This window comes from Synechococcus sp. OH2 (genome assembly GCF_047462155.1).
Taxonomy (GTDB): Bacteria; Cyanobacteriota; Cyanobacteriia; order Thermostichales; family Thermostichaceae; genus Thermostichus.
The window spans coordinates 1-12,785 of sequence record NZ_JANSIR010000110.1 but is presented as its reverse complement, the minus strand read 5'-3'; the positions used below and the strand labels follow the sequence as shown (position 1 = coordinate 12,785).

The window sequence follows — 12,785 nt, the reverse complement described above, 5'->3', positions numbered from 1 at the left end:
GGCGCTGCTGACCTTGGCCTGTGCGGCGGGGCTGGCGCTTTTTCTCAACCCGGTCAGCTTTGCCCTCTGCGTGGCGGCGGTGCCGGTGATCCTGCTCTATCCGGGGGCCAAGCGGGTGTTCCCGGTGCCCCAACTGGTGCTAGCCCTGGCTTGGGGATTTGCCGTGCTCATCAGTTGGACGGCGGTGAGCGGCCAGGATCCCCAGAAGCCCCTGTGGGAGGAGGGGCTGGGCTGGCTGTGGCTGGCCACGGTGTTGTGGACGTTAGGGTTTGATACGGTCTATGCCCTATCGGATCGGGAGGACGACGAGCGGGCCGGGATCCACTCCAGCGCCCGCTTTTTTGGGCGACAGACGCCGACGGCGGTGGGGCTATTTTTCTTGGGCGCCGCCCTTGCCCTCTTAGGGGTGGGGATCAGCCTGCAGTTGCACGCGGTCTATTTCCTCAGCTTGGCAGTTGCCGCCGCCCTCTGGGGCCGGCAAACCTGGCAGCTCCACCAGGTCAATCCCCCTCCCACTCTCTACATGGCCATCTTCGGCCAAAACGTCCTCCAGGGCTTCATTCTCTTGGCAGGGATGATCGCTGGATCCCTGCTGGCCTGAGGAACCCTGGCTGGAGCTAGTTGGGATAGATGCGCAGGCGGCGGTTGGGCTCTTCGCCAAAGCTCTGGGCCCGCAGGTGATAGTGCTCCACCAACTGGTGCTGCAGCTTGCGGATTAGAGGGGAGCGGGGCAGCAATTCCACCGGCTGGGACTTGGGAATGACGATCTGCTCCACCGCCAGGCGGGCCTCCTCCAAGGCTTCCGTTTCGTCGCCCGAGCTGGCCCGAATGAACAGCTCCAGGTCAGAATCAGAGCCGTCCTCGCTTTCGATGTTGAGGATGTGACGCAGGGCGCGGGCAAGGGCGATCAGAGTATTGGCCTTGACGGTGTGAATCGGGATCTGGCGGGCGTGGGCCAGTTGCTGGATCTTGGAGCGGCTGCGCACCTGGGATCGCAAAGCCAAAACAATATCGGCCTCATCCAGGTCTTTGGTGACATCCGCCGACAGCTTCAAAGTTTGGATCACCTGCTCCAGGTGGAAGCGACTAACCCCGTAGGGATAGATCCTCAGCAGCCCCTCCAGGCCCCGTTGCCGTTCTGCCAGGGCCGCTGCCGCAGGTTCCTCCCAGTCGGCATCCTCTTCCTCCTCAGACCTGGACTCTGCCTTGGGGCTGGCCATAACTTGCGGCTCAGGACGGGATCCCGCTGCTGCTGGCGGGACGGCCCCTTTGGCCGAGGGCGAGCCAGATTCACCAGGCTGGCGCAAACGAGTCTCGCTGGGTTCTAAGGGCAAAGCTTCCATCCGCCCAGAACGGTGCCATCCCCCTCGCTCCCGCGTCGGGGACGGGGTGCTGCCGGCAGGGGGGGGCCACTGGGGGCCAGACAGGGTGGGGCGCTCGATCACCACTTGGCCACGTTCGTCCAGGCTGCGCAGTTGCACCAGTGGCTCGCGGTTGCGCAGGAGGCGATCCACAGTGGCCGCCACATCTTCGTGGATGACCCAGCGATCCCGCTCCAGCATCTCCACCGCAATCTCAAACGTGGGGGGGGCTTTGCGCTCCAGGACACTCTTCTGGCAGCCCCGCCGCCGCGCCTCTTCGTCTCCCAGCGTGACGGATTGGATCCCGCCTATGAGATCCGAAAGGGTGGGGTTTTTGATTAGGTTGTCGATGCGGTTGCCGTGGGCAGTGGCCACCAGTTGCACCCCCCGTTCGGCAATGGTGCGGGAGGCCAGAGCCTCCAACTCGGTGCCAATCTCGTCGATCACCACCACTTCCGGCATGTGGTTTTCCACCGCCTCGATCATCACCTTGTGCTGCAGCTCCGGGCTGGCCACCTGCATGCGCCTGGCCCGGCCAATCCCTGGATGGGGCACGTCGCCATCACCGGCAATTTCGTTGGAGGTGTCGATGATGATGACCCGTTTGTGCAGCTCGTCCGCCAGCACGCGGGCAATTTCCCGTAGGGCGGTGGTTTTGCCCACCCCTGGGCGGCCCAGCAACAGCATCGAGCGGCCCTGCTCTACCAAATCGCGGATCATGCTGATGACGCCGATAACGCAACGCCCTACCCGACAGGTGAGGCCGATGATCGTGCCCTGGCGGTTGCGAATGGCGCTGATCCGGTGCAGAGTTGAGGCAATGCCAGCCCGGTTGTCGCCGCTAAACTCTCCCACTTGGCTGATGACCAGATCCAGGTCGGCGCGGGTGACTACCTCCTCCGAGAGGTAATCGGCAAAGCCGGGGAAGCGGGCTTCCGGGCGGCGGCCCAAATCCAGCACCACCTCCACCAACTGATCCAACTGGGGATGCTGCTCCAGGCGCTGGCGAATGGGGGCGGGCAGAACATCCAGAAGCTTGTTCAAATCGTCGTTGTAGTGGACTTGGCCAGGAAAAGGGGTACGATTGCTTAGGCGGTGCGGAGCACTTTCCAGATTCGCCGACGGGTTGAAGGGCTGTACTGAGAAACTCATGGTTAAGCAACGTTGTTAAACACCGGAAAAACAGGTTTGTCTGGGGGCCACCGCTCGTCGCTTCACTTGCTGCACCAACTGTTTGGCCAATGGGATCCCGCCTGCCAATCCAGATCCCCCCTCCAAATAGGCGGCCACCAACTGTCGCGCATAGCTGCCGAAGGCCACACCCGCCACCGGCCAACAGGGATCCAACAGCGACACCGTTTGCCCATTGGTTCCTCCTGCTAGTTGCACATAGCCAGGCAGGCCCATATCCAACACCTTGCGGGCCAACTTTAGGGTGGCCTTGCTGGTGCCAGCTCCAATGTCTCCACTCATGGGCCGGCCATCCACCTGCCAGATCAACACCTCCGGCAGGGGATCCATCAAGGCCAGCAGATCCCGTAAATAAGCCTCCAAACCGGGGCCATCGTTAAAGCTAATCGAGACGGCCCGCAGCCGCCGCAGCCAGGGCTTTAGGGATCCCCACAATTGCGCGAATTGACTTTGCCGACCAATACGGGTGTGGATTTCCACCGCCTCAACCCCCAGCTCTAGCAAGGACGGCAGGATCTCCGCCGCCGCAACCTGATAGCCCTGGGTGGCAATGCGCTGGTGGGGACACACTGGCTCACAGCGGCCACAGCCGTAACAGAGCTCTGCCCGGATGTGGACTTGGGTGGAAGCGCCTGCCCGGATCAAGGCGTGGGGCGGACAAACAGCTAGGCAGGGCTGCGGACAGTCGGCAGGACAGACGGGATCCACCAGCACCGCCTTACGAAAATGCACATCTTCGCCGTCGTTGACGCTGACCATCAACCAGGGGGATCCCACCTGGGGATCCTCCGCCTGGGCCCGCCGGATCCCTTGTTGGGCAGCTTGCACAATGGCCGGATCGGCGGCAACGTCAATGCAATCGGCACCGGCCAGCGTGTAGAGAAAAGAGAGCTCTCGAATCGACGGCAAGTGGTGGAAACTTGCGCCACAGATTAGCTTAAACCAAGTACCCTGTTGCAGCGAGACGTTCGGCAAGGTCACAGACACGGAAAGCCACCGGCAGGATGGGAGTCTGGGCTGCAGGCCGCCTACTTGAGATGGTAGCAAAGAATTTTCGAGGCATCTGGGCAGATCCTCAGGCACTCTGCAGAGGTTGCCAGCGAATTGACCGCTCTCGACCCAGCTCCACCACAAATTTCACGCCCTTATCTTCTTGGCTCAGCTTCACCAGGTAGGAGAGCTCTTGCCGGCTGAGCACATGCCCCTCATAAAACCAAAACACCAATCCCTTAGCCTTTGGGGGCAAGGTGGCACGGTACTGCTCGATCAACGAGGGGTAGAAATAGGTACGCCGCTGCGATTTGCCCAGCGTGGCAGGCCGCACCCCATGGCTGGACGTCAGATAACTGACCAAATCCCCAATCCCCTTGCTGGACAGGGTGACTACCTCGTAGCCGGCCCCGCGCAGCCGCCGCAGGTAATGCCCTTCGGATCCCCCTTCCGGGGTGACAAACATGGCCAAAGCCCCGCATTGCTCGAGCTGTTGCACAAACTTGGCACCTGAGCCCACCAGCAACATAAAGCACTCCGTCTTCCTCAGAGTTGAGAGTCTAGGATCTCGAGGCCAGCCTTGCCCGTGCCCATTGTAGCGGGAGTAGGCCCCCAGGCGAGGATAGAAGTTACCGATGGAACTCATAGAAGCACCCCGGCCTCCCCCTACCTGCCGGAGGAGGGGAGGAAGACATAAAGAGGCGTTAGAATTGAGAACAACAGGAGAGCAACAGACAATGGCTCAACCAACCTATCCCGTAACCAAGAGCGACGCCGAGTGGCGTGAGCTGCTTACTGAAGAACAGTACTACGTGCTGCGCCAAGAGGGAACCGAGCCCCCCTTCCGCAACGCCTACTACGACAATAAGGCCCCAGGGATCTATGTCTGCGCGGGCTGTGGGCAGGAGCTCTTTTCCTCGGCAGCCAAATACGACAGTGGCACTGGCTGGCCCAGTTTCTGGGAGCCGGTTGCTCCGCAGGTGATCGGTACCAAGACGGATTGGAAATTGTTCGTGCCTCGCACAGAGGTTCACTGCTCCAACTGTGGGGGACACTTGGGACACGTGTTTCGGGACGGTCCCCCACCAACGGGTTTGCGCTACTGCATCAACTCTGCTGCTCTCAAGTTCATTCCCACCACTACCTGAGCCTTTTCTCAGGCAACGCTAGAATTGGGCAGACTGCCTGGGTGAACTGATGTCGGACTACACCTTTTTGGATGCTGCCTCGATCTTGCTGCGGGAGGGTCTGGAGGCACTCTTGGTGCTGGTGGCTTTGCTGGCCCTTCTGCGCAAAAGTGGGCAGTCAGCCCAACAGCGCTGGGTTTGGCTGGGAGGATCCATGGGTCTGCTGGCAGCGGTGATGCTTGCCTTGCTGGTGAAGTTGTTTTTCCAGCAGTTGCTGACCCACACCCGCCAAGAGGTGCTGGAAGGGATCACGGGGCTGGTGGCGGCAGGTTTGCTGTTTTCGGTCAGCCTCTGGCTGCACCAGCGGGCTGCCATTGCCTCCTGGCAAACCTTTGTGCAAGAACAAGCCCAGGCAGCGCTCGCCACCGGCCAGGTCTTTTCCCTCGCTTTCCTGGCCTTTACAGCGGTGTTTCGCGAAGGGGCGGAAACGGTGTTGTTTTATGTGGGATTGGCCCCTTCCCTGGCGGCAGAAGATCTCTGGCTGGGGATCGGTCTGGGATCCCTGCTGCTGGTGGGAATGGCGATTTTGCTGCTGCAGGTGGGGCTGAAGCTGCCCTTGGGGGCTTTTTTCCGGGGTTTAAGCCTGCTGATTTTTTACTTGGGCTTTAAGTTCCTGGGCAGCGGCCTCCACGCTTTGCAAGTGGCGGGCTGGCTTCCGATGACCCCCTTATCCGGGATCCCGAAGCTGCGCTGGTTGGGTCTGTATCCCACTTGGCAGACGCTGATCCCGCAACTGGTGCTGCTGGGAACGGCCTTTGTCTTGTGGATGAGGCAATGGCTGCGAGCTGATTCTGCTCAAAACCTTTCTCCGTGAGAAACTTCTGCAAAGCTGGATGCGACAGAGACCTACAGCCCGCTGGCGCGAGCGGGGGTGTGTCAGCCAATAGCCGTGCAGCCAGACAGAACGGCGGCGGTCGAATAGTGAGGCCTACGGCCCGCTAGCGCGAGGGGCGTTCTACCTGTTGAGGCAGTTTGTGCAGTACAAGGCAATGAGGGCAGAGGTCAAGGTTGTGGTGGTGCCGCCTGCCTATCGCTCACAGACCTGCCACCAGTGTTTGTGGCTTGGCCAACGGGAAGGAAAGGGTTTTTGCTTGTGTCAACCCGGCCTGTGGCTGGGAAAGGGATGCAGATTTTACCACTCGCGTTATTGCTAAGCCCCCGACTAAAGTCGGGGGAAGTTTACTCTGCGGGGTTACCTGAAATCAGGTGTCGTAAACCCGGCACTCAACGGCGTCTGGGTTTTCGGCGCAGTGCTGCTCAAGGCTGCTGGGAGTTTTGGGCTGGTGGCTGCGGGCTGCCAGCACTTCTTCAACAACATCCCAAGCAGCACGGCAGTGGGGATCCCCTTCGCCGTACTCATCGCAGATCTTGCGGGCGTTTTCCAGCTCTTTGGCAATGACTTCAGCCAGTTCCATATGCTCAAGCTCCTTTCAACGAGATGGGGCCAGGGGCCCACAGGTATAATCTGCTGACGCCGATCCGCAGGGATCTAGCGCACTCACGGATTAACAGGCAGAAACCTGCCACTCCGCAGGGTAGATAAGTCCAGGATAATGACCTGCTGCCGACCTATCGAGCGCTGTGGATACATTACCATTCTAAGCAGCGACCGCAGGGGGTTGCAGCCACCCTTTTGCGATCTCTTCGGGATCAGTGAGACCTGAAGGCGCCGAACAGTTGTCCAAGCTGTTGCCACACCTGCTCTGGGGATCCCTGATAGCGCACCCGTCCTTCGGAGAGGAAAATTACTCCGTCCGCCCATTCTAGCTCGGCCAGCCGATGGGTGACCCAGAGGGCGGTGATCCCCTCTTGATCCACCAGGCGGCGGATGCAGCGCAGCAACTCCGCCTGGCTCTCGGGATCCAGCAAGGCCGTTGGCTCGTCCAACAGCAGAACTTCACAGTGCCGGGCCAGGGCCCCAGCCACCGCCACCCGTTGCTTCTGTCCACCGCTGAGGCCGTGGATGGGCCGGCGGATCAAGTGCCGCAAGCCCACCTGCTCCAAGGCCGTTTCTACCCGCTCGGCAATCTCTTCCAACGTGAGGGGCTCTGCCCCCAAGCCAAAGGCGACATCTGCCCCTACCGTCGGCATAAACAGTTGGTGATCCGGGTTTTGAAACACGTGGCCCAGCCGCCCGCGCACCTCCAAGTGGCCGGCTAGGGGCTGAGGATGGGTGAGGGATCCGGACAACAGTTGCAATAGGGTGGACTTGCCGCTGCCGTTAGGCCCCAGCAGCATCCACAACTGGCCTTTGGGAATGACAAAGCTGCACTCTCGCAGAACCGGGGGACGCTCCGGCCAGGCAAAGGTTAGGCCCTCCACCCGAATGGCCGGCGGGGACTCCCTCTTGCCACCGCGAAAGGACTCTGTCCCCCTCTCAGACATGAGGATCCTTTGCGAAGACCCGAAGAGCTGCTCTCAACCCTGCAACTGCGCCAAAAAGCCGGGACGCGTTCCTGGGGCACCAGCGCCACCCGACTTGGTGGTCATTTGCACGCCACACAGCTCGCCGGTGAGCAGGAACACCTTTTTGCCAGTGCGGTCACAGGTCAGCTCCAAGCTTTGAGGGGATCCGTTGCGAAGAGCTTCAACCACACTCTGATAGGCGCGGTTGGCCGCCTCCTCCTCTTTTTGGTGGACGACGATGGGGGCGGGATTCCCTTTTAAAAGCAATTCCAAGATATACATGGCTGACCGTTCGCGTAGTGGGCCGTGGACACCTGATCCCAGTATCGCAGGTCGGCGGAAGACCTGGAGGCCGGCAAACCCAGATTCCAGCGCTAGGGGCAGGGGCGGGCGGAGGCGGGATCCCCTGGATTGAGACCGGCAAACCAACTCGACAGGGCCGCCGGCAGGCAGAGGCCAGGGTTGCCCTCGATGTGGAGCCGTTCCAGCCGCGGCAGTTCTGCCAAAAAGCCGGGCAGCTCGCCTGTGAGCTGGTTACGGGCCAGGCGCAGATCCCGTAATTGCTTGAGTTGGGCTAGCTCTGGCGGCAGGGATCCGCTGAGGCGGTTGTCCGACAGGTACAGATTCTCCAGGTGGCGCAGGTGCCCCAGTTGGGGCGGAATGGGCCCAGAGAGTTGGTTGCGATCCAAAAACAGGCCCCTCAGGGAGCTCATCTGGCCCAGTTGGCTGGGAATGGCGCCGCTGAGCTGGTTGTTTTGCAAACTGAGGTTTTCTAGGCGGCTGAGCTGCCCCAGCTCGGCAGGAATAGGCCCGGAGAGCTGGTTGTGATCCAAAAACAACCCCCGCAGCTTGTGCAGTTGCCCTAGCTCCGGCGGAATGGGGCCGGAGAACTGATTGTAGTCCAGAAACAGGTTTTCCAACTCGCTCAGTTGCCCCAGCTCGGCGGGGATGGGGCCAGAAAGCTGGTTGTAACTGAGAGACAAAGCCCGCAGGCGGTGGAATTGGCCAATCTCCGGCGGCAGGGATCCGCTCAGCCCGCGGCGATCCAATACCAACTGAACCAGACATTGATCCGTATCGAACAGAGCAACCTCTTCCACTACCACCTGGGGACGGCCCAGCGCGGCCAGGATTTGCCGCAGCAAGCGCAGCTCCCGCTCCCTACAGGAGGGGGCAGACCAAACCAGTGTCCCCCAGCTCAGCCAAGCCCAAATTGCCAGCAAGGCCAAAATCCCTAAGTTCCGCCGAACTGGTCTTTTGACGGCTTCCATTGTCCCCTTCCGGCCAACGTCTTAAGGGAGCATAACTCCCGTCCAGATCCTTGCCAACTACTAGCTCGGGGAAGGGGCAACCGTTCCAGAGCAGGGCGCCAAGCAGGATCTAGGATTGGCTGCCTTGAGAGCGCTGGATCACCTCAGCTTCGCTTAGAGGGGTAGGGGCGTGGAAAGACAGGCACCAGGGAGTTTGGACTTTGCAGGGCGGGTGAAGCTCCTGCGAGGAGAGGTAGAATTGCCCCACCTTCAGGATCGCTACATCCTCGCCGCTTCCTCCCCTCTGGGCAATTTGCTCGCGCACCACCTCGATAGCCGCTGGCGACGTGACCCGGCCAAAGAACTGGGTGGAGCAGTTGGCAATAATGTTGTGGTCGATGCTTTTGGGAGCCTGGGTGGCAAAAATGAGGCCCAGGCCGTATTTGCGCGCTTGGGCGACTAGGCGCAGCAGGCTCTGCTTGCAGGGGGTAGTCCCCTGGGAGGGCACAAAGTCTTTGGCCTCGTCGATGGCCAACAGCCCACGCACTGGCGCTTCCGGCGGAGCGGGGTTTTTCTTGATCCAGGCAAACAGCGCCATGGCCAGTTGGTTTACAAATTGCTGCTGTTCGCCCAGGGTAGGAAGACCCACCAGGTTGATGACCGACACGCGGGTTTTGCCATAGCCTGCGCCCAGCCCCAACAGGCTGGCCGGATCCAACGCCGTGCCGCTTTGACTGAGCAGCTTGTTGTTGACCATGGCAGCCTTGAGGAGATTGGCCATCTGCAGGGCCAGTTGCGGAGCCTTGCTGATATCGGCTCCTGCTTCTGGGGGCAGATCTGCCAGGAACTCGGCAAACTCGGCCAGGGATCCGGGCTGGTGGGTGGCAAAGTACTTCAAAGCTGCCCTGAGAACTCCCCGCTTCAGTTGGTCGCTGACAGTCTTGCCGGGGGCCACGATCTCCTGAAGGGCGCCCCAGGCGATGTCGACGGCCTGATCCAGCTCTTCAGGATCGTCAGCCAGCGCAGCAAAGTCCGGCAGGGGGGCGAGGGTGAGGGGGTTACCTGCTGCCAGCCCAGGGGTCCAAATCACCACTTCGGTTTGGGCAAAGTAGCGCTCTGCCTTGGCCTGATCTTCCTCTGTCCAGCCTTGGGGGGCAGCAGGCCAGGGATCCCCCAGGCGGGCCAAGTCGTTGGCAGCATCGATAACGATGGAAGGGATCCCTTGCAAGGCTGCCTCCTCCACGATGCGTCGCAAAAGCACCGTTTTCCCGGAGCCGCTGCCGGCCAGGATCACGGTGTGCCGCACCAGCTCTGGGACGGGCAGAAAGACCGGCTCCCCTTCTCGGTTGGCCACCCAACGCCGCCCGACAAACAAACTCGGCAGGTGCAAGTCCTGCTTGGCTTGAGGGGCCCTGCCGTTCTCTACCCTAGAAAGTGAGAAATCCCCTTTTGGAGTTTCCTGCCCAGGGATCCCTTCCTTCAGCCAGGCGAGGATCTTGGCCAAAGCCGAATCAGGCTCGGCGGCTGCCAGTTGGGCAAGGGGTTGCCGCTCGGCCAGCCAGTCCGTAAAACCGGGCCTGGATTTGAGCTGTTCTAGGGCCAGCAGAACCCTGATTTCCCTTTCGCTGGGCTGCCAGTGGATCCCGCCCTCCGCAAGAAAACTCTGCCACAATTGTTGGCTTACCGGGCCTCTGGGCACTGGTATGGTGCGCACCACCACCAGCTTGCGAGATCGCAGGGCCGGATCGATCCCGGCGGCTGTCTTGGCGGCTCCCAAGCGGGCCTGGAAGGCCTTGGGATTACCTGACTGGATGGCTATCAGACAAAGGTGCTTTTCTCGCTCGTTGGCCTCATGGGAGATCAGGCGCAAACGAGAATGCATCTGGGAAAAACTTGTGGCTCCAGGAAAATCCGTTTCAATTTGGGTGCCGATGCTGGCCGGCAACTTTTCTTGCTCAACTAGAAAGCGACATACAGAAGTCAAAAGTTCTTTCCATGGCTCATCTTTGTTTTCCTGTAAATATGGAGAGATATCAGCATCTTGCTTAAACTTCTCAAACTCGCGATCCAGTTCCTGCAGAGAAGCGCTTGAAGTAGTAAGAGGAGAACCGGAGGATCCTAACTCGATAACTTTCCCTTCTTTCAAGCAGCTCTCTCTGTGCTCATGGCATTTTTGCAAAAGAGCTCGAGGAGACAGAAATTGATTGCTTTCAAAAAACTCCGGCTTAAAGGGGTAGGAGGAATAGGGAGGAGTAAAGCCAACCTTGCGATAGGCTTTTTCTAAGCGAGGGGCAACAACAGCCTCAGCAGTATCTGGAGAGGGAAGAAGCGTAAGCGTAAAGAGCAAATCGGACTCAAAGCGACCTGAAAACGTAGAAACAACCGTCTTTTTTAAAATTTTCCAAGAATCGTTTAGGCAGGAGACAACCACAAGAGATCGAGAGAGATAATCTCGTAGCGCAATAAGACCGCCCCCAATGCTGTGAACAATGTTTTCTGTAGTCTTTGCTTCTGCCCCTGATTCTTCTGAAGCTATATGAAATTGCATAATGATTGGATCCAGCTGATCCAAAGCAACTACAGTGGGCCCCCTCAGGCTCATGAGCCAAGAAAGCCCCGCGACGATCTCGCTGGGAGTTAAGCCTGGCAAGACAAAGCCAAACCTTTGCTTCGTCTCCGGATCATCTACACCTAGGCCCTCTATCCAGCTAATTCCAGCCGCAGCTATTGCAAAGTCGGCAGAGTTGGCCAAAATCATGGCCCGCACACAGTCTTGATACTTAAGTGTGTTACTCTTATCTTGAGTAAACAGCCATTGTAGAACTCGATTGACAACTCTGACCAAGAGGTCAGGAGGAAATTCGGCAATCTCTTCTGCCTTCTTAGGACTGGCCAGGGCTTTCAGGAAGATTTGATCGAGAACCTTTCTTAACTGGCTTCTTCCATCTGGCTCTTCCTGCATCAAGGATGTAAGGTATCCTTGAACTACCGTTTTCCAGAAATCCTTCACATCTGTCATGTCCACCAGGACAAATCCCACGCCCCTTTCAAAGCAGCGCTGTCTCAATACCCTGAGCAGGTGGGTCTTCCCAGTACCGCCGCTGCCGACGACAGGGATCCCTAGCGGAGACTCGCTTTGGGGGGATTGGATCAACTTCTCCAGCCGCTCAAATAGCAGCTTTCTAACTTCTCCATTAAGATCGGGGACGTCAAACTCTGGTGGCTGCCAGATTTTCTTCAGGTGAACCGTCCAATCAAAATCAACTTCCCTGAGAGCCTCAAGGGCCTTTTGTTGTTCTTCTGCACTCTGCATGCTTAACTCCTAATTCGCAGAAAGTATCTTTTGGCGCCGGAGAGGGTAATGGCTGCCGCCTCGATTGCGGGAGTGATAGATAAGGGATCGTCAATAGGCATCAATACAATCTTGGTCTGGCGATCTAAAGCCACAAGAGCTTGATCCAATTGCTGGCGTGGCACTTGGGGAAATCTTTGGCGTAGATCTGATAGGTAAACCTCGGAGTGGCGTCCTCCCATCTCCTCACAAGTTCGAAAGACCTTCTCGAGGAAGGCGGGATCGACTTTTGCTTGGCCAAAATCGGAAGGGAGTTGGCCAGAGCCGGCTGGCTTGAGGACATGGGCCAAGGGAACGCTCTCCCGCTGCACGTAGTCCACCAAAATTTCCAAGACCTTTTGCAAAACAACTGCTGCCTCCGGTGACTTGGAACGGGCAATGGCCGTTGGAGGTGTGGTGGAGGCCCAGTCCCAGGCCTTGTCAGTTAGTGCAAGCCGAGCTACTTTCCTTCCCTTTTCAACTGTGGTCTTGTATTCAATGAGGCCCCTTTCCTCCAGCAGCTTGAGCTCCTTGGCGCTGTGCTTTGGCTTCAGCTGGGACTTGGCCGGTTCTTCCCCCGTTAGCAGAAGCTTCCAGAGCAAAATTTCGCTCTTGGGCAACAAAGAGGTCATCTTCTCACTCTCCAACTCGCCTCAAAGCCGGCTCCGTTGCTGTTGAATTACCTTGCGGATCATCTCCACCGCCCGCTCGCAGTCGCTCATCACCAGGTCGTTGGGGATCCGCAACACCAAGTAGCCGGAAATCAGCAGTTGGTAGTCCCGCAGGCGATCCTGGTAGTAGCGGTCTCGGCTGCAGTGCTCTGGCCCGTCCACTTCCACCACCACCTTGCCCTCCCGCCAAAGGAGATCTGCTCGAAAGGATTGCCCGGTTACACTTTGCAACACTTGGTTAAACTCTAGCAGATCCTTGAGCTGCGGGTCCGCTGCCACCCGCTCGGCTAGCTTCTTCTCTGCTAGGCTAAAGGGGTGAGGGGATCCCTTGCAACCCACCACCACCTGCACCGAGCTGTCGACCTCCCCCCGCCTCTCCGGGAGCGGCAACTGGAGGG

14 protein-coding genes are annotated in these 12,785 nt (G+C 59.2%); 4 read left to right on the top strand and 10 right to left on the bottom strand.

Features of this window, described 5'->3' with window-relative positions; translation table 11 throughout:
* A partial coding sequence (locus NW835_RS11440; RefSeq protein ID WP_414415340.1) for a UbiA family prenyltransferase occupies positions 1–601 on the top strand: 601 nt, incomplete at its 5' end.
* Between the two features lie 16 nt (positions 602–617).
* Here the strand turns inward: NW835_RS11440 and NW835_RS11435 are convergent.
* From NW835_RS11435 to ndhN, 3 genes are all read right to left on the bottom strand, one after another.
* On the bottom strand, positions 618–2,513 hold the full coding sequence (locus NW835_RS11435; RefSeq protein WP_414415339.1) for a R3H domain-containing nucleic acid-binding protein: 1,896 nt from the start codon (positions 2,511–2,513) through the stop codon (positions 618–620).
* A 15-nt stretch (positions 2,514–2,528) separates the two neighbouring features.
* The gene (locus NW835_RS11430; protein WP_414376348.1) at positions 2,529–3,533 is read right to left on the bottom strand and encodes an LdpA C-terminal domain-containing domain; all 1,005 of its coding nucleotides are present in this window, start codon (positions 3,531–3,533) and stop codon (positions 2,529–2,531) included.
* 94 nt (positions 3,534–3,627) lie between these two features.
* A complete protein-coding gene (gene ndhN / locus NW835_RS11425; protein WP_414364400.1) occupies positions 3,628–4,071 on the bottom strand; it encodes an NAD(P)H-quinone oxidoreductase subunit N in 444 nt (147 codons plus the stop codon).
* Between the two features lie 208 nt (positions 4,072–4,279).
* Between ndhN and msrB the strand changes: the two genes are divergently transcribed.
* The 3 genes from msrB to NW835_RS11410 all read left to right on the top strand — a co-directional run bounded on the left by msrB (position 4,280) and on the right by NW835_RS11410 (position 5,883).
* Positions 4,280–4,690 (top strand): peptide-methionine (R)-S-oxide reductase MsrB, encoded by a 411-nt coding sequence (msrB, locus tag NW835_RS11420; RefSeq protein WP_414364370.1) that lies wholly within the window; start codon positions 4,280–4,282, stop codon positions 4,688–4,690.
* A 49-nt stretch (positions 4,691–4,739) separates the two neighbouring features.
* Positions 4,740–5,543: an FTR1 family iron permease gene (locus NW835_RS11415; protein ID WP_414364372.1), complete on the top strand. Its 804-nt coding sequence runs from the start codon at positions 4,740–4,742 to the stop codon at positions 5,541–5,543.
* A gap of 175 nt (positions 5,544–5,718) precedes the next feature.
* Complete coding sequence (locus tag NW835_RS11410; protein WP_414371894.1) at positions 5,719–5,883, top strand: hypothetical protein; 165 nt, start codon at positions 5,719–5,721, stop codon at positions 5,881–5,883.
* 48 nt (positions 5,884–5,931) lie between these two features.
* Here the strand turns inward: NW835_RS11410 and NW835_RS11405 are convergent, their stop codons facing one another.
* From NW835_RS11405 to NW835_RS11375, 7 genes are all read right to left on the bottom strand, one after another.
* A complete protein-coding gene (locus tag NW835_RS11405) occupies positions 5,932–6,144 on the bottom strand; it encodes a Calvin cycle protein CP12 (protein WP_414385889.1) in 213 nt (70 codons plus the stop codon).
* Positions 6,145–6,379: 235 nt separating this feature from the next.
* Positions 6,380–7,114, bottom strand: a complete 735-nt coding sequence (locus tag NW835_RS11400; RefSeq protein WP_414415338.1) for an energy-coupling factor ABC transporter ATP-binding protein — start codon at positions 7,112–7,114, stop codon at positions 6,380–6,382.
* Positions 7,115–7,147: 33 nt separating this feature from the next.
* The gene (locus NW835_RS11395; RefSeq protein ID WP_414376343.1) at positions 7,148–7,417 is read right to left on the bottom strand and encodes a hypothetical protein; all 270 of its coding nucleotides are present in this window, start codon (positions 7,415–7,417) and stop codon (positions 7,148–7,150) included.
* 92 nt (positions 7,418–7,509) lie between these two features.
* Positions 7,510–8,358 carry a hypothetical protein gene (locus NW835_RS11390; protein WP_414415337.1) on the bottom strand — a complete coding sequence of 283 codons (849 nt, stop codon included), beginning with the start codon at positions 8,356–8,358 and terminating at the stop codon, positions 7,510–7,512.
* Between the two features lie 157 nt (positions 8,359–8,515).
* The gene (locus NW835_RS11385) at positions 8,516–11,698 is read right to left on the bottom strand and encodes a helicase HerA domain-containing protein (RefSeq protein ID WP_414415336.1); all 3,183 of its coding nucleotides are present in this window, start codon (positions 11,696–11,698) and stop codon (positions 8,516–8,518) included.
* 2 nt (positions 11,699–11,700) lie between these two features.
* Positions 11,701–12,348 carry a hypothetical protein gene (locus tag NW835_RS11380; RefSeq protein WP_414415335.1) on the bottom strand — a complete coding sequence of 216 codons (648 nt, stop codon included), beginning with the start codon at positions 12,346–12,348 and terminating at the stop codon, positions 11,701–11,703.
* 21 nt (positions 12,349–12,369) lie between these two features.
* Positions 12,370–12,785, bottom strand: a 416-nt coding sequence (locus NW835_RS11375) for an endonuclease domain-containing protein (protein WP_414415334.1), incomplete at its 5' end; no start/stop codon positions are given.